The 15,905-nt window shown below is 66.0% G+C and carries 12 protein-coding genes and 2 tRNA genes; 10 read left to right on the top strand and 4 right to left on the bottom strand.

All coding sequences use genetic code 11. From position 1 onward, the window contains the following. Window positions 1-167 precede the first annotated feature (167 nt). Complete coding sequence (locus tag K8U54_RS03080; RefSeq protein ID WP_249908821.1) at window positions 168-3,644, bottom strand: hybrid sensor histidine kinase/response regulator; 3,477 nt, start codon at window positions 3,642-3,644, stop codon at window positions 168-170. 240 nt (window positions 3,645-3,884) lie between these two features. On the opposite strand from K8U54_RS03080, the gene K8U54_RS03075 reads away from it, so the two are divergent. The 8 genes from K8U54_RS03075 (at window position 3,885) to K8U54_RS03040 (ending at window position 12,669) form a co-directional block, all read left to right on the top strand. Further along, window positions 3,885-4,454 (top strand): GNAT family N-acetyltransferase, encoded by a 570-nt coding sequence (locus tag K8U54_RS03075; RefSeq protein ID WP_249908820.1) that lies wholly within the window; start codon window positions 3,885-3,887, stop codon window positions 4,452-4,454. A 3-nt stretch (window positions 4,455-4,457) separates the two neighbouring features. Next, complete coding sequence (locus K8U54_RS03070) at window positions 4,458-5,300, top strand: helix-turn-helix transcriptional regulator (RefSeq protein ID WP_249908819.1); 843 nt, start codon at window positions 4,458-4,460, stop codon at window positions 5,298-5,300. Between the two features lie 206 nt (window positions 5,301-5,506). Further along, window positions 5,507-6,217 carry an AzlC family ABC transporter permease gene (locus K8U54_RS03065; RefSeq protein WP_249908818.1) on the top strand — a complete coding sequence of 237 codons (711 nt, stop codon included), beginning with the start codon at window positions 5,507-5,509 and terminating at the stop codon, window positions 6,215-6,217. After that, window positions 6,217-6,546, top strand: a complete 330-nt coding sequence (locus K8U54_RS03060) for an AzlD domain-containing protein (RefSeq protein ID WP_249908817.1) — start codon at window positions 6,217-6,219, stop codon at window positions 6,544-6,546. Before K8U54_RS03065 ends, K8U54_RS03060 begins: the two co-directional genes overlap by 1 nt. 130 nt (window positions 6,547-6,676) lie before the next feature. Beyond that, window positions 6,677-7,294 (top strand): glutathione S-transferase family protein, encoded by a 618-nt coding sequence (locus tag K8U54_RS03055; RefSeq protein WP_249908816.1) that lies wholly within the window; start codon window positions 6,677-6,679, stop codon window positions 7,292-7,294. 194 nt (window positions 7,295-7,488) lie between these two features. Continuing rightward, on the top strand, window positions 7,489-9,555 hold the full coding sequence (locus tag K8U54_RS03050) for a pyridoxamine 5'-phosphate oxidase family protein (RefSeq protein WP_249908815.1): 2,067 nt from the start codon (window positions 7,489-7,491) through the stop codon (window positions 9,553-9,555). A 253-nt stretch (window positions 9,556-9,808) separates the two neighbouring features. Next, the gene (locus K8U54_RS03045; protein WP_249908814.1) at window positions 9,809-10,699 is read left to right on the top strand and encodes a LysR family transcriptional regulator; all 891 of its coding nucleotides are present in this window, start codon (window positions 9,809-9,811) and stop codon (window positions 10,697-10,699) included. A 95-nt stretch (window positions 10,700-10,794) separates the two neighbouring features. Beyond that, on the top strand, window positions 10,795-12,669 hold the full coding sequence (locus tag K8U54_RS03040) for an MFS transporter (protein WP_249908813.1): 1,875 nt from the start codon (window positions 10,795-10,797) through the stop codon (window positions 12,667-12,669). 34 nt (window positions 12,670-12,703) lie between these two features. On the opposite strand, the gene sugE is transcribed toward K8U54_RS03040, so the two are convergent. The 3 genes from sugE to rdgC all read right to left on the bottom strand — a co-directional run bounded on the left by sugE (window position 12,704) and on the right by rdgC (window position 15,408). Further along, window positions 12,704-13,021 (bottom strand): quaternary ammonium compound efflux SMR transporter SugE, encoded by a 318-nt coding sequence (gene sugE, locus K8U54_RS03035; protein WP_249908812.1) that lies wholly within the window; start codon window positions 13,019-13,021, stop codon window positions 12,704-12,706. A gap of 277 nt (window positions 13,022-13,298) precedes the next feature. Beyond that, window positions 13,299-14,237, bottom strand: coding sequence for a bile acid:sodium symporter family protein (locus K8U54_RS03030; RefSeq protein WP_249908811.1), 939 nt, complete (start codon window positions 14,235-14,237; stop codon window positions 13,299-13,301). Between the two features lie 250 nt (window positions 14,238-14,487). Then, window positions 14,488-15,408 carry a recombination-associated protein RdgC gene (gene rdgC / locus K8U54_RS03025; RefSeq protein WP_070886671.1) on the bottom strand — a complete coding sequence of 307 codons (921 nt, stop codon included), beginning with the start codon at window positions 15,406-15,408 and terminating at the stop codon, window positions 14,488-14,490. Window positions 15,409-15,729: 321 nt separating this feature from the next. Between rdgC and K8U54_RS03020 the strand changes: the two genes are divergently transcribed. Together K8U54_RS03020 and K8U54_RS03015 are read left to right on the top strand one after the other, a co-directional pair. Continuing rightward, a tRNA-Val gene (locus K8U54_RS03020) sits at window positions 15,730-15,805 on the top strand. 12 nt (window positions 15,806-15,817) lie between these two features. Further along, window positions 15,818-15,894 (top strand) — tRNA-Asp (locus K8U54_RS03015). Window positions 15,895-15,905: the final 11 nt, after the last annotated feature.

Raw genomic sequence — 15,905 nt, 5'->3', positions numbered from 1 at the left:
CCGGGCCAGCCGTATGTCAAATGAGAGGCGATGGCAGCAATGTGGGGCGAAAGCAGCCGCTCGCGACCTTGTAGGAGCGGCTTTAGCCGCGAGTTTTTTATCAAGGAAAACAAAAAGCTCGAGGCTAAAGCCTCTCCCACGGGGACTGCATCGCTATCGTGGTCGCCTTACTGCCGTGGCAAATGCCGGCTGATCAGCGCCCGTAGCGCCGCGGGCTTGACCGGCTTGGGCAGGAAATCCAGGCCGGCGGCATGTACCTGGGCGATCAGTTCGGGGCGGCCGTCGGCGCTGATCACCACCCCGGGCACCGGTTCGCCCAGGCGGGTGCGCAGCCAGGCCATCAGCTCGGTGCCGGTATCGCCTTCGTCGAGGTGATAGTCGACCAGCGCCAGGTGCGGGCGTACGTCCTCGTCGAGCAGTTGCTCGCATTCGGCCCGGGTGCGCGCCGACCACACCTGGCAACCCCAGCGCGACAGCAGGCTGTGCATGCCGGTGAGGATGCTTTCTTCGTTGTCGATGCACAGCACCTGGGTGCCGGTGAGCAGTTGGCCGTTGCCCTCGGGGCGCGCCCGCTGGGCTACCGGGGCCTGGCTGCGGGCGATCGGCACGGTGACGCTGAACACGCTGCCCTTGCCTGGCCAGGAGCGCACCTCCAGGCTGTGGCCGAGCACCCGGCACAGCCCGTCGGCGATGGCCAGGCCCAGGCCCAGGCCTTTTTCGGCGCGGGTCTGGTGGCTGTCCAGGCGCTTGAATTCCTCGAAGATGGTCTGCCGCTTGTCTTCGGGTATGCCCGGGCCGCGGTCCCATACTTCCAGGCGCAGGTGCCCGCCCTGGCGGCGCACGCCGAGCAGCACCCGGCCCTTGGCATAGCGAAAGGCGTTGGTCAGGAAGTTCTGCAGCACGCGGCGCAGCAGCTTGCTGTCGCTGTCTACCCGCAGCGCGCTGCCCTGCATATGGAAGTCGACACCATGCTCGGCGGCCAGCACCTTGAATTCGGCACCCAGGGTGTCGAACAAGCTGTTGAGTACGAAGGCGTTGCGATCCGGGGTGATGCGGCCATTTTCCAGGCGCGAGATGTCCAGCAGGTCGCTGATCAGGTCCTCGGCGGAACGCAGCGAGCTGTCCAGGTGGCGCACCAGTTCCTGGGCTTCCTGGGGCAGCGCTTCTTCCTGGTGGGAGAGGGCGGCGGAGAACAGCCGGGCGGCGTTGAGCGGTTGCATCAGGTCGTGGCTGACCGCGGCGAGAAAGCGGGTTTTCGAGGCGTTGGCGGCTTCGGCCACGCCGGTGGCGGCGGTCAGCGCCTTGTTCAGTTGCGACAGCTCATGGGTGCGCTCGGCGACGCGCTGCTCGAGGCCCTCGTTGGCGGCCTTGAGGGCGCGCTCGGCCTCGCGGAATTCGGTGATGTCGGTGAAGCTCATGACGAAGCCGCCACCGGGCATCGGGTTGCCGATCAGCTCGATGACCCGGCCATTGGGGAATACCCGTTCGTAGCTGTGCGCGGTGCCCTGGCGCATCCAGTACAGGCGCTTGGCGACGCTTTCCTCGACGTCGGCGCTGCCGAGCATGCCGCGCTCGGCGTTGAAGCGGATGATCTCGGCGATCGGCCGGCCGACGCAGATCAGCCCGTCCGGGTACTCGAAGATTTCCAGGTAGCGCTGGTTCCAGGCCACCAGGCGCAGCGACTGGTCGACCACGCTGATGCCCTGGCTGATGTTCTCGATGGCGCCCTGCAGCAGGGCGCGGTTGAACTGCAGCACCTCGCTGGCTTCGTCGACGATGCGCACCACGTCTTCGACCTGCATGTCGCGGCCTTCGATGGCGGCCTTGACCACCGCCCGGGTCGACGAGGCGCCGAGCACGCCGGCGAGCAGCCGCTCGGTGTGGGCGATCCATTCGCTGTTGGCCGGTTGCGCCGAGTTGAAGGCCTTGCCCTGGCGCCGGGCGAAGTGGCTGAAGCTGTCCAGCGCGCGCTCTTCGCCGACGAAGCGGCCGGCGAGCAGCAACAGGTCGTTGACCTGCACGGCCAGGGCGCTGCGCCCGCCCTGCTTGCTGCCGAAGTCGTGGTTGACGAAGCGCCCGGCCTGCCAGTGTTCCGACACCCGGGTGCGCGAGAAGAACGATACCCAGGCGAACAGCGTCAGATTGCCGGCCAGCGACAGCACCACGCCGCGGGTCAGGGCGTCGACCTCGAAGCCGATTGGCGCGTAGAGCAGGGTGCGCAGGCCGGGGAAAATATCCAGCGGCCAGCCCAGGCCACGGGCCAGCACCGGCAGCACCAGGGTGTAGATCCACAGCGCGGCGCCGGTGATCAGCCCGGCGAACACGCCGCGGCGGTTGGCCTGCTTCCACACCAGGGCGCCGAACATCGCCGGCGCCAGTTGGCCGATGGCGGCGAAGGAGATCTGCCCGATGGTCGCCAGGCTGGCGTTGGTGCCAAGCAGCCGATAGCACACATAGGCCAGCAGCAGGATCAGCACGATGCTGACCCGTCGCGCGGTGAGCATCCAGTGGCGGAAGGCCTCGAACGGCCGCTCGGTGCTTTTGCGGTGCAGCAGCCAGGGCAGCAGCATGTCGTTGGAGATCATCGTCGACAGCGCCACCGAGGCGACGATCACCATGCCGGTGGCTGCCGAGGCGCCGCCGATAAAGGCCAGCAGGGCCAGCGCCGGGTGGGCTTCGGCGAGCGGCAGGCTGATCACGAAGGAGTCCGGGCTCACTCCGCCCGGCAGCAGCATCTGCCCGGCCAGGGCGATGGGAATCACGAACAGCGCGGCCAGCAGCAGGTACAGCGGGAATACCCAGCGCGCCAGGCGCAGATCACGGGGGTCGGTGTTCTCCACCACGGTGACGTGGAACTGCCGCGGCAGACAGACGATGGCGATCATCGCCATACCGGTCTGCACCAGCATCGCCGGCCAGTTCACCGCCTCGGCCCAGTATGCCTCCAGCTCGGCGCTGCGTTGCGCCTGGCTGAACAGGTCGCCGAATCCGTTGTACAGCCCGTAGGTGACGAAGGCGCCGACGGCGATGAAAGCCAGCAGCTTGACCAGGGATTCGAAGGCGATGGCCAGCACCATGCCGCGGTGGTGCTCGGTAACGTCCAGGTTGCGGGTGCCGAACAGGATGGTGAACAGTGCCAGGATCACCGAGACGATCAGCGCGGTGTCCTGGGCGCGGGTGCCGGCAGGGTCGGTTTCCGAGCCGATCAGCAGGTTGACGCCGAGCACGATGCCCTTGAGCTGCAGGGCGATGTAGGGCAGCACGCCGACCAGGCAGATCAGCGCCACGACGATGGCCAGGGACTGCGATTTGCCATAGCGCGCGGCAATGAAGTCGGCGATAGACGTGATGTTTTCCTGCTTGCTGATCAGCACCATCTTCTCGATCACCCAGGGGGCGAACAGCAACAGCAGCATCGGCCCCAGGTAGATCGGCAGGAACGACCACAGCTGCTCGGCGGCCTGGCCGACGGCGCCAAAGAAGGTCCAGCTGGTGCAGTACACCGCCAGCGACAGCGAGTAGACCCAGGCGCGGACCTTCGGCGGCAGCGGTTTGCGGCGGCGGTCACCGTAGAAGGCGATGGCGAACAGCACGGCCATGTAGAGCAGGGCGACTGCAGCGATAAGCCAACTGGACAGCGACATGCAGACTCCATGAAAACATGAGGGTGGTGAGGCGAGCGCATCCCGGCCTGCCTGCGCTGGCGGTTTGCGCTCACCTGCCTAGTGTCGCAGCAAAGCGGCGTAGCGTCAGGCGCTACCAAGGTCGCAGGGGCAGGGGGGCGGGTTTGCGGCACCCTGTGCTCACTGGTTTTTAGGCAGACAGGCCGGTTGTTCGGTGAGAAACTGCCCCGCCTGGCAGCGTCGCACGTGGAGAAAAAAACGATGTTCAAGCCGCAATTGATCACCCTGCAGCGCGGTGCCCTGCGCATCGAACCGTTGCTCGATGGCGATATTCCGGCGCTGGTCAGCCTGGCCGAAGCCAACCGCGAGGAACTGCTCTACATGAACGGTACCCAGCGCCTGGATTGGTATCGCCTGGCCCTGCAAGAGCAGCGCGAGGAGCGCGCCTTGCCCTTGGTGATTCGCCTCGCCGACCAGATCGTCGGCACCACGCGGTTCGCCGACTTCATGCCGACCCTGCCGGCCGTGGAAATCGGCTGGACCTGGCTGGACGCCGCCCAGCACGGCACGGGCCTCAATAACATGGTCAAGTACCTGATGCTGCGCCACGCCTTCGAGAGTTGGCAGATGGTGCGCGTGCAGCTGAAAACCGCGGCCAGCAACCTGCGCTCCCAGCGCGCCATCGAAAAGCTCGGCGCGGTTCGCGAAGGGCTGCTGCGCAACCATCGCCGCCTGGCCGACGGGCGCCTCGACGACACCGTGCTGTACAGCATCACCGACCAGGAGTGGCCGCTGGTCAAGGCCGGGCTGGAGGCACGCTTCGGCGTGTGAGCCATGCCTGCCGGCGAGCGCATCCGCTTTTGGGAAAGCCCCGCGCTGGCCGGCGTGGAGCTGCTGCAGGCGCGCTATATCAAGCAGCGCTTCACCCCCCATGTACATGAAGGCTTCGTGTTCACCGTGATCGAGGGCGGCGCCCAGCGCTTTCGCCATCGTGGCGCCGACCACCTGGCGCCGATTGGCAGCATGGTGTTGATCAACCCCGACGAAGTGCACACCGGCTCGGCCGCCCATGAGCAGGGCTGGTTATACCGGGCGTTCTACCCGGCTCCGGCACAGGTCAGCGGTGTGCTCGACGAGCTCGGGCTGGCGCAACGCGGCTTGCCGTCGTTCGCCGCCAGCGTGCTGCAGGATATGCAGTTGCACCAGGCGTTCGGCCAGCTGCATCGCCTGCTCGACAGTGACGCCAGCGTGCTGCAGCAACAGACCGCCTGGCGCGAGACGCTGCTGATGCTGTTCCAGCGGCATGCCGGGGTCAGGCAGGCAGCCGTGCCCGGCCAGGAGCCCCGTGCCGTGCGCCTGGCCAAGGAACTCTTGGTCGCGCGCCTGGGCGAGCCACCGACACTGGAAGCGTTGGCGGCTGCGGTGAACCTCTCGCCGTTTCATTTCGCCCGGGTGTTTCGCCGCGCCACCGGCCTGCCGCCCCATGCCTGGCTGCAACAGCGGCGCCTGGAACAGGCGCGGGCGTTGCTGCGCGATGGCTGCGCGCCGCTGAGCGTGGCGCTGCAACTGGGCTTCGCCGACCAGAGCCACCTGACGCGGCAGTTCAAGCAGGTGTATGGCGTGGGGCCCGGCGAGTACCGCAAGGCCTGCCATCACAGCCCTGTAGCCTGTGGTTGAGCGAAGCGATACCCAGGGCAGAAGTCAGTGGGAGCGCGCCATGCGCGCGAAAAATCGCGGGCATGGCCCGCTCCCACAGGTACAGCAGAGAATCCCGAGTGTCGCGAAAACTGCGCAAGATCGTTCAAGACAGCGGAGACCGGCTGGGCTAGCCTGATGCGCTCCTGATCGCCCACAGGCGGTCTTTCCAGCCAAGCGACGAGTCGATGTCCCGATACCAAGAATTCTTCCAGGGCCTGCGCGACATGCTGCCGATGCTGCTCGGCACCATGCCGTTCGGCATCATCTACGGCAGCCTGGCCGGCGCCGCCGGGCTCGACGCCTGGCAGACCATCGGCATGTCGGTGCTGGTGTTCGCCGGCTCCGCGCAGTTCATCGCGGTCAGCCTGCTGAGCGGCGGCGCCACCCTGGCGGTGCTGTGGCTGACCACCCTGGTGGTCAACCTGCGCCATGCGTTGTACAGCGCCACCCTGCAGCCCTTCGTGCGCCACCTGCCCAAGCGCTGGCGCATCCCGCTGGCGTTCTGGCTGACCGACGAAGCCTTTGCCGTGGTGCAGCAGCGCTACGCCCAGCGCGACGACTCGCCAAACAAGCACTGGTACTTTCTTGGCGCGGGCCTGGCCATGTATGGCAACTGGATCGGCTGCACGCTGATCGGCCTGCTGTTCGGCCAGGCGGTGCCGAACCTCGCCGCCTGGGGGCTGGACTTCGCGATGATCGCCACCTTCGTGGGCATCGTGGTGCCGATGCTGCGCAACCGCCCGCAAATTGCCGCGGCGCTGGTGGCGGCGGTGGTCGCGCTGATCTTTCACGACCTGCCGTACAAGCTCGGGCTGATGGCCGCCGCCTTTGCCGGCATCGTCGTCGGCGTGGCGCTGGAGCGTCATCAACGGCCGCTGCAGGAGGAGCTCTGCTGATGGAAAACTGGATTCTGATCTTCGGCATGCTGGCGATCACCTTCGCCACCCGCTACAGCCTGTTCGCCTTTCCCGACCTGCGCTTTCCCGTGGCGGTGCGCCAGGCCCTGCACTACGTGCCGACCGCGGTGCTGACCGCCATCGTGGTGCCGGCCATGCTGCTGCCCGATGGCCGCCACTGGGCGCTGAGCTGGGACAACGCCTACCTGCTGGCGGGCCTGGCGACCATCGGGATTGCCGTGGTGACGCGTCATCTGCTGTCGACCATCGGCGGTGGGCTGCTGATCTTCTTCGGGTTGCGCTGGGCGCTGGGGCAGTTACCGATCTGACCAGGCGATTGTTCCGCTTGTCGCAATAAAGTAGTGCCAACAACGGGTATTCCTCAAAACGCCCCTGGGTCGCAAGCTGGTTGCACGGATCGGGACTTCTCCCGGCCCACCTTCAGCCAGGAGCCGACCCATGAAAATCCATCACGTCACGCTGTCCGGCCACGCCCATCGCGCCGTTCTGTTCGCCTCGCTGCTGGGCCTGAAGCCCGAGCTAGTCGAGGTCGACCTGGCCGGCGGTGCCAACAAACAACCCGAGTTCCTTGCGCTCAACCCCTTCGGCCAGGTGCCGGTGCTGGATGACGACGGCGTGGTGGTCGCCGATTCCAACGCCATCCTCGTGTATCTGGCCAAGAAGACCGGGCGTACCGACTGGCTGCCGGAAGACCCGGCCGGTGCCGCCGCGGTGCAGCGCTGGCTGTCCGTGGCTGCCGGCGAACTGGCTTACGGGCCGTGCGCAGCGCGCCTGATCACGGTGTTCGGTGCCGATTTCAACGCCGAGGAAGTGATCGCCCGCGCCCATGTGCTGCTCGCCCGCCTGGAGCGTCACCTGAGCGATCGCCAGTGGCTGGCCGCCGATCATCCGACCATCGCCGACGTGGCGTTGTATAGCTACCTGGCCCGGGCGCCGGAAGGCAACGTCGACCTGTCGGCCTACGGGCAGGTCCGCGCCTTTCTGGCGCGCATCGAAGCGCTGCCGGGCTTCGTCGCGATTCCCGAGACCGCTGCCGGGCTGACTGCCAACGCCTAAGAACCTGTTCACGATCTGCTGCGCGTCGGCCCTACGGCGTTAAAAACAGGCTGGATTGCCAGCCCAGTCAGAATGCTCATTTACAGCACGTAAACTCCGCTTCCTCGCCTGTTTTTGCCTTGTATGGCTCTAGCTCGCTAGCTCGTGAACAGGTTCTAAGCATCCACGCCGCTGCCGCCACCGGGAGAACAGCCATGAGCGATCTGACGAGCACGCCCGCCACCTGGCACCAGGGCGAAACCTTCATCCAGAACCAGCTCGGCGTCGCCGAACGGATGGACGCGGTCGGCCAGCGTGTGGTGCGCGACTTCATGCCCGACCAGCACCGCGAGTTCTACGCCCAGCTGCCGTTTATCGTGCTGGGCAGCGTGGATGCGCAAGGCGACCCCTGGGCCGGCATGCTCGAAGGGCAGGCTGGTTTCATGACCTCGCCAGCGCCTACCGTGCTGGATATCGCCGCGTGGCCGCAGGCCGGTGATCCCATCGCTCAGGGCATGGGCGAGGGCGCCGCGCTGGGGCTGCTGGGTATCGAGCTGCACACCCGCCGGCGTAACCGCATGAATGGTGTGGTGGCGGCCGGTTCGCAGGGCCTGCGGGTGGAGGTCGAGCAGAGCTTCGGCAATTGCCCGCGCTATATCCAGCAGCGCGACTTCACCTTCGCCCGTGATCCGGCGGCGCCGTTCGCCGCTACCGTCGAGCAGCTGCCGGCGCTGGATGCCGCGGCGCGGGCAGTGATCGAAGGCGCCGACACCTTTTTCGTGGCCACCTACGCCGATGTCGAGGGGCATCGCCAGGTGGACGTTTCGCACCGTGGCGGCAACAGCGGCTTCGTGCGGGTCGCGGCGGATGGCACCCTGACCATCCCGGATTTCAACGGCAACCTGTTCTTTTCCACCCTCGGCAATATCGTGCTCAACGGCAGGGCCGGCCTGTTGTTCGTGGATTTCGCCACGGGTGATGTGCTGCAACTGAGCGGCGACGCCGAGGTCATCTTCGACTCACCGGAAATCGCTGCTTTCCAGGGGGCCGAACGGCTGTGGACGTTCCGGGCCCGGCGTATCCTTCGCCGCCCGGGCGCCATGGCTCTGCGCTGGGCCCTGCGCGATGACGGCTGGGCGGACAGTTCGCTGCTCACCGGCAACTGGCAGCAGGCCGCCGATCAGCTGCGCGCCGCCCGGTACGCCACCCAGTGGCGGCCGATGAAGATCACGCGCATCGTTCAGGAAAGCCGCTCGATCCGCTCGCTGCACCTCGAACCGGTCGATGGCGCCGGGCTGTTGCCGCACCTGGCTGGCCAGCACCTGCCGATCCGGCTGCAGCTTGGCGTGGATGAAAAGCCGCTGATTCGCACCTACACCCTGTCGGTGGCGCCGGCCGACGGCATCTACCGGATCAGCGTCAAGCGCGAGGGGCGGGTGTCGCAATTCATCCATGACGGGTTGCGCGAGGGCGACCTGATCGACGCCCGCGCGCCGGCCGGGGCATTCACCCTCGACGCGCAGGAGCAGCGCCCGCTGGTGCTGCTGGCCGGCGGTATCGGCATCACGCCGATGCTGGCGATGCTGCGCCATGTGGTCTACGAAGGCTGGCGCCGGCAGCGGATCAAGCCGGTCACGCTGTTCTACGCCGCGCGCTCGAAGGCCGAGCGGGCCTTCGACCGCGAGCTGGCCGATCTGGTGGCCGCGGCCCAGGGCGCGGTCAGGCTGGTGCGGGTGCTGAGCGACACCAGTGGCGCCGAGCCGGGTGTCGATTACGACACCGCCGGGCGCATCGATATGGCACTGCTGACCCGTTATCTGGCCTTCGACGATTACGCTTTCTACCTGTGCGGGCCGCCGGCCTTCACCCAGGGGCTGTACGACGGCCTGCGCGGCTACAACATCGCCGACGGGCGCATTCACGCCGAAGGCTTCGGGCCGGCGTCCCTGGTGCGTCGCCCCGATCGGCCGGCGACGGCCGCCGTGACGGCTCCGCCGGCCACCGAGGCGGTGCCGGTGCTGTTTACCGAATCGCTGAAGGAGGGGCGCTGGACGCCAGGCTCCGGCACCTTGCTTGAACTGGCCGAAGCCCGCGGCCTGGAACCGGAGTTCAGTTGCCGCGAAGGCTCTTGTGGTACCTGCAAGACACGGCTGGTGAAAGGCGCGGTGAGCTACCTGAAAGAACCCAGCGCGCCCCACGGCGACGATGAAGTGCTGATCTGCTGTGCAGTGCCGGCGCAGCCGCAAGGCGCCGATGACGGGCGCCTCGAGCTGGCGCTCTGATCGGTGCAGCAACCGAATCTGTGGCAGTCCGCGCAGCTTTTGTGGGCCTTCAGGCTCGAATTCGGCCGGCAGGGCGCACAAGAGCTCGAGGCTGAAGCCTCTCCTACGCGATTGCGGATGGCAGGCATGCGCTCCTGCATAGGCGCCTGACCGTGCAGCCTTAAATGGCATCGCCGCTCAAGACGCTTGGATACGGCATACTCGCTGGGCTGCGCCACCAGCGCAGCCAGCGCTTGAGCAGAGGAGCGGGCAGATGGATCGTTGGCAGGCAATGCGGGTATTCGTAAAGGTCGCGGAGACGGGCAGTTTCGCCAGTACCGCGCGGCAGCTGCACATGAGCGCGCCGGCGGTGACACGCATCGTCGCCGGCCTCGAGGACCTGATCGGCGCACGGCTGCTGGTGCGCACCACGCGCTCGGTGAAGACCACCGATGCGGGCAGTCGCTACCTGCAGGACTGCCGGCGCATTCTCGCCGACATCGCCGAGGCGGAACTGGCCGCGGCCGGCCATTACGCCGAGCCGTCCGGCACCCTGGCCGTCACCGCGGCGTCGATGTTCGGCCACCTGCACGTGCTGCCCCTGGTGCTCGATTACCTGGATGCCTATCCGGGCATGCACGCACGGACCTTTTTCGTCGACCGCCCGGTGAACATCGTCGATGAGGGCATCGACGTGGCAGTGCGTATCGGTCACCTGGCGGACTCGGGCTTCACCGCCATCCAGGTCGGCTCGGTGCGCCGGGTGATCTGTGCGGCGCCGTCCTACCTCGCGAAATATGGCGTACCGACCACGCCCGCCGAGCTGAAACACCACCGTATCGCCGTTTCGCAGAGCGCCTGGGCCTCGCCGGAGTGGCGCTTTGCCGAGGGCCAACGGGTGCTCGTCGATCCGGTGCTGCAGTGCAACACCAACGAATCGGCCATCGCCACGGCGCGCGCTGGCTGGGGGCTGACCCGGGTGCTGCACTATCAGGTCGGCCAGGCGTTGCAGGAGGGCGCCCTGCAGATCGTGCTCGATGGCTTCGAGGAGCCGCCGCTGCCGATCCACGTGCTGTATCCCGAAGGCCGCCAGGCGCCGGCCAAGGTACGCGCCTTCGTCGACCTGGCGGTGGCGCGGCTGCGCGGCAACCCGCTGTTCAACTGAAAAGGCGCAGCGGTCGACAAAAATCTCCGCGGCTGTGGCTTTGCCCGGGCCGTTGCAGTCCAATGCTCATCGAATCCGCATAAGGAAAGGTCTCGATGAGTCAGCAATCGCAATTCGCTCTGCTGAAAAGCCGGCGCTTCCTGCCGTTCTTCATCACCCAGCTGCTCGGTGCATTCAACGACAACATCTTCAAGCAGTCGTTGATCCTGGCGATTCTCTTCAAGCTCAACCTCGACACGGATCGCGACCTGCTGGTCAACGTCGCCGCCATGCTGTTCATCCTGCCGTTCTTCCTGTTTTCCGCCCTTGGCGGCCAGTTCGGCGAGAAGTTCGCCAAGGACCTGCTGATCCGTCGGCTGAAGTTCTTCGAGATTTTCATCATGGCCGTCGGTGCGGCGGGTGTGCTGCTCGGCAACCTGACGCTGATGCTCGCGGTGCTGTTCACCATGGGCCTGCAATCGGCGCTGTTCGGCCCGGTGAAGTACTCGATCCTGCCCCAGGCGCTCAAGCCCGAAGAGCTGGTCGGCGGCAACGCGCTGGTGGAAATGGGCACCTTCCTGGCGATCCTGGCCGGCACCATCGGCGCCGGTCTCATGCTCACCAGTGCGCATTACGGGGTGATCGTCGCCGCCTCGGTGGTGCTGGTGGCGATGCTCGGCTACCTGTCGGCCCGCGGCATTCCACAGGCCAGTGCGGCGCTGCCGGACCTGACCCTGGACTGGAACATCTTCCGGCAGACCTGGCTGACCCTGCGCATGGGCCTGACGCAACCCAAGGCGGTGTCGCGCTCGCTGGTCGGCAACTCGTGGTTCTGGTTTCTCGGCGCGGTGTACCTGACGCAGATCCCGGCCTATTCGAAGGAGTGGCTGCACGGCGACGAGAGCGTGGTGACGCTGATCCTTACCGTATTCTCGGTGGGCATCGCCCTGGGCTCGATGCTTTGCGAACGGATGAGCGGACGCAAGGTGGAGATCGGCCTGGTGCCGTTCGGCTCCATCGGCCTGTCGGTGTTCGGTATTCTGCTGTGGTGGGCGTCGGGGGGCATTCCCGAGGCGGCGCAGCCCTACGACTGGCTGGCGCTGCTGGGCTTCGGCCACGCCTGGTGGGTGCTGGCCTCGATTCTCGGCATCGGCGTGTTCGGTGGTTTCTACATCGTGCCGCTGTATGCGCTGATCCAGTCGCGCACCGCCGAGAACGAGCGGGCGCGGGTGATCGCCGCCAACAACATCCTCAATGCGGCGTTCATGGTGGTATCGGCAGTGGTGTCGATCCTGTTCCTCAGCGTCGCCGGGCTGTCGATTCCCCAGCTGTTCCTGGTCATCTCGCTGATGAACGTGGCAGTGAACAGCTACATCTTCAAGATCGTCCCCGAATTCACCATGCGCTTCCTGATCTGGATGCTCGGCCACTCCATGTACCGGGTGTCGCACAAGGGCCTCGACTCGATTCCGGAAGAGGGGCCGGCGGTGCTGGTGTGCAACCACGTGTCGTTCGTCGATGCGCTGCTGATCGGCGGTGCGGTGCGCCGGCCGGTGCGCTTCGTCATGTACTACAGGATCTACAACCTGCCGGTGCTCAACTTCATCTTCCGCACCGCCGGTACGGTGCCGATCGCCGGGCGTAGCGAGGACCTGCTGGTGTTCGATGCGGCGTTCAAGCGCATCGGCGAGTACCTGCGCGACGGCGAGCTGGTGTGCATCTTCCCCGAGGGCAAGCTGACCGCCGACGGCGAGATCGACGAGTTCAAGGCGGGCGTCGAGCGCATCCTCCAGGATTACCCGGTGCCGGTGATTCCCATGGCGCTGGGCGGCTTGTGGGGCAGTTTCTTCAGCCGTGATCCGCGCAAGGGCCTGTTCCGCCGCTTCTGGTCGCGGGTCGACCTGGTGGTGGGCGCGCCCATCGAGGCAACGGCGGCGACCCGCCAGGTGTTGCAGGCCGAGGTGCAGGCCCTGCGTGGGGATAATCGCTGAATGAAGAAGCCCGCCAATCGGCGGGCTTTTCGTTTCAGCCGTGGCTCATCTTCAAGCCGACCAGGCCGCAGATGATCAGCGCCACGCTGGCCAGGCGGACCAGCGCCATGGACTCGCCGAACAGGATGATCCCGGCGATCACTGTGCCCACGGCGCCCACACCGGTCCAGATGGCGTAGGCGGTGCCCAGGGGCAGTTCCTTCATGGCCAGGCCGAGCAGGCCCAGGCTGACCAGCATGGCGGCGATGGTCAGCACGGTGGGAAGCGGGCGGGTGAAGCCGTCGGTGTACTTCAGGCCGACGGCCCAGCCGACCTCGAACAGGCCGGCGAAGAACAGGATGATCCAGGACATATGACCCTCACGGATAGCGGTGGGGTCGTCCCCGGCAGTAGGCACGCAAACCCGGGGTCGTCCCCGGCGTGCACCGCTATTGTGCATGAAGAGCATGCTTGGGCAAGTCGGTTGGACGCGAGGTGTTGCGATAAAGCAGATCGTCGTGTCTATGCGTGGGAGAGCACGCTGCCATCAATTCATACTGGCTGGTGGGCTGAAGCCCACCCTACGATCGATGTGTATGTGCTGTAGGGTGGGCTTTAGCCCACCCATGGCGGTTGTTGCTAACGTCCGCTTACTTGTCGCGCTCATCCTTGATGCGGCGCAGCACGGTCGCTAGCAGCGCGCCGGAGAGGTTGTGCCACACACTGAACAGCGCGCTGGGCACCGCCGCCAATGGCGAGAAGTGTGCGCTGGCAAGGGCCGCGCCAAGCCCGGAGTTCTGCATGCCGACCTCGATGGACAGCGTCTTGCGCTGCGCCAGCGGCATGCCGGTCAACACGCCGGCCAGATAACCGAGGCCCAGGCCGAGGGTATTGTGCAGCATCACCACGGCCATGATGATCAGGCCCGATTCGGCGATCTTCGCCTGGCTGGCCGCCACCACCGCGGCGACGATGGCGACGATGGACACCACCGATACCAGCGGCAGCACCTCGACCGCCAGCTTGACCCGCTCGCCCAGCAGGCGCTGGGCCACCAGGCCGAGGACGATCGGCAGCAGCACCATCTGCAGGATCGAGCTGAACATCGCCCAGAACGACACCGGCAGCCACTCCGAGGCCAGCAGCCAGATCAGTGCCGGGGTGACGATCGGCGCCAGCAAGGTGGTCACCGCGGTGATGCCGACGGACAGCGCCACGTCGCCCTTGGCGAACCAGGTGATCACGTTGGAGGCGGTGCCGCCCGGGCAGCAGCCGACCAGGATCACGCCAACGGCAATTTCCGGCGGCAGAGCGAACAGCTGGCAGAGCAGCCAGGCCATGCCCGGCATGATGATGAACTGGGCGAGCACGCCGACCAGCACGCGCAGCGGATGCCGAGCTACCTCTCGGAAGTCCTCGGTCTTCAGGGTCAGACCCATGCCGAACATGATCAACCCGAGCAGTGGCACGATGAATGCCGTAAGCGGTAGAAATGCGCCAGGGATCATGAACGCCAACACGGCGAACAGCAGAACCCAGATGGCAAAGGTGTTGCCGACGAAGCGGCTGAGGGCGATCAGGGCGGACATGGCAGAAATTCTCTATGAAGCCGTAGCAGGCTCCGAAGGCGGAGCGCTGTGCGGCCAGTTATTGTTGGATAGACAGCGGTGGCTGTCAGATGGGGTGGGGTATTGGACTGTTGTTAGAGAACAGCTGCAATTGAAAGGCGCGCGAGCTAGAGCCCTGCAAGGCAAAAATAGGCGAGAAAGCGGAGTGTACTTTTGTACATGAGCATTTCGAGCCTATTTTTAACGCCGCAGGGCCGACGCGCAGCAGCCTTTAGAGCCCTTGTGGGGTGTCTTCGCCGCCCAGGGCTTCGAACAGTGCCGGCAGGAACTCGATCAGGGTCAGCATCATCAGCGTGAAGCTGGCGTCCTGCTGGCTCAGGTCGTCGTCGCCGCCATCCTGCTCGGCCTGCTCCTGCAGCAGGTCTTCGAACTTCAGGCGCTTGACCACCAGCTTGTCGTCGAGCACGAAGGACAACTTGTCCTGCCAGGCCAGGGACAGCTGGGTGACCTGCTTGCCCGAGCTCATGTGCAGCTGCACCTCTTCGCCGGTCAGGTCCTGACGCTTGCAGCGCACGATGCCGCCATCCTCGTGGGTGTCGCGCAGTTCGCATTCGTCCAGCACGTGGAAGTCGGCGGCAGCCTGCTGGGCCTTGACCCAATCGGTCATGGTCGCGCTCGGGGCGATCTTCACGGTCAGCGGGCGTACCGGCAGCGAGCCGATGGCTTCACGCAGGGTCGACAGCAGGTCTTCGGCACGCTTGGGGCTGGAGGCGTTGACGATGATCAGGCCCTGGGCCGGCGCGATGGCGGCGAAGGTCGCCGACTTGCGGATAAAGGCGCGGGGCAGGAAGGCCTGGACGATCTCGTCCTTGATCTGCTCGCGTTCCTTCTTGTAGACCTTGCGCATCTGCTCGCTTTCGATCTCGTCGACCTTTTCCTTGACGGCGTCCTTGACCACGCTGCCGGGCAGGATGCGTTCTTCCTTGCGCGCCGAGATCAGCAGGAAGCCCTGGCTCTCGTGCACCAGCGGCGCGTCTTCACCCTTGCCGAACGGGGCGACGAAGCCATAGGTGGCCAGTTCCTGGCTGGCGCAGGGGCGGGCCGGCTTGGCGGCCAGTGCGGCCTGCAGTTTTTCGGTGTCGAAGTCGACGTCCTGGGTAAGGCGGTAGACCAGCAGGTTGCGAAACCACATGAGCGGGTTGTCTCCAGTTAACGGGTGCGCGCCGCGGCGCGCAGGAAATCTTCAATTCGGGCGCATGGCAGCTGCCTCGGGCAGCGCATGGGCAGTCCGGCGGCGGACGGGGAAGCACGCCGCGCGACGATCAGACCCGCGCGAGGGCGCATTATTCCTTCCGCTGGTGGATTAGGCCAACCCTGTATCAAGCCGTTGTGTCATTTGCCCCGCCAAATGGCAGTGATTGCTAAGCCTTTGGATCGCCAATAAATTTTTTTCACGAAGGGGGTTGCCAAGGGGCAGGTCGCTCTCTAGAATGCGCCCCACTTCGAGAGTGAAGGGTGATTAGCTCAGCCGGGAGAGCATCTGCCTTACAAGCAGAGGGTCGGCGGTTCGATCCCGTCATCACCCACCAATCGAGGTATGCGCAGCGGTAGTTCAGTCGGTTAGAATACCGGCCTGTCACGCCGGGGGTCGCGGGTTCGAGTCCCGTCCGCTGCGCCATATATCGCTTC

It is taken from the genome of Pseudomonas fulva (assembly GCF_023517795.1).
Taxonomy (GTDB): Bacteria; Pseudomonadota; Gammaproteobacteria; order Pseudomonadales; family Pseudomonadaceae; genus Aquipseudomonas; species Aquipseudomonas fulva_D.
Note: the sequence above shows the minus strand (reverse complement) of the source record. Positions and strands in the feature narration are given on the sequence as shown.

What these genes read in the sequence shown, in the direction of transcription:
- K8U54_RS03080 (WP_249908821.1), bottom strand. Translation starts at nt 3,644, where the DNA reads ATGTCGCTGTCCAGTTGGCTTATCGCTGCAGTCGCCCTGCTCTACATG.
- K8U54_RS03065 (WP_249908818.1), top strand. Translation starts at nt 5,507, where the DNA reads ATGTCCCGATACCAAGAATTCTTCCAGGGCCTGCGCGACATGCTGCCG.
- K8U54_RS03030 (WP_249908811.1), bottom strand. Translation starts at nt 14,237, where the DNA reads ATGTCCGCCCTGATCGCCCTCAGCCGCTTCGTCGGCAACACCTTTGCC.
- K8U54_RS03050 (WP_249908815.1), top strand. Translation starts at nt 7,489, where the DNA reads ATGAGCGATCTGACGAGCACGCCCGCCACCTGGCACCAGGGCGAAACC.
- K8U54_RS03045 (WP_249908814.1), top strand. Translation starts at nt 9,809, where the DNA reads ATGGATCGTTGGCAGGCAATGCGGGTATTCGTAAAGGTCGCGGAGACG.
- rdgC (WP_070886671.1), bottom strand. Translation starts at nt 15,408, where the DNA reads ATGTGGTTTCGCAACCTGCTGGTCTACCGCCTTACCCAGGACGTCGAC.
- K8U54_RS03040 (WP_249908813.1), top strand. Translation starts at nt 10,795, where the DNA reads ATGAGTCAGCAATCGCAATTCGCTCTGCTGAAAAGCCGGCGCTTCCTG.
- K8U54_RS03070 (WP_249908819.1), top strand. Translation starts at nt 4,458, where the DNA reads ATGCCTGCCGGCGAGCGCATCCGCTTTTGGGAAAGCCCCGCGCTGGCC.
- K8U54_RS03055 (WP_249908816.1), top strand. Translation starts at nt 6,677, where the DNA reads ATGAAAATCCATCACGTCACGCTGTCCGGCCACGCCCATCGCGCCGTT.
- K8U54_RS03075 (WP_249908820.1), top strand. Translation starts at nt 3,885, where the DNA reads ATGTTCAAGCCGCAATTGATCACCCTGCAGCGCGGTGCCCTGCGCATC.
- K8U54_RS03060 (WP_249908817.1), top strand. Translation starts at nt 6,217, where the DNA reads ATGGAAAACTGGATTCTGATCTTCGGCATGCTGGCGATCACCTTCGCC.
- sugE (WP_249908812.1), bottom strand. Translation starts at nt 13,021, where the DNA reads ATGTCCTGGATCATCCTGTTCTTCGCCGGCCTGTTCGAGGTCGGCTGG.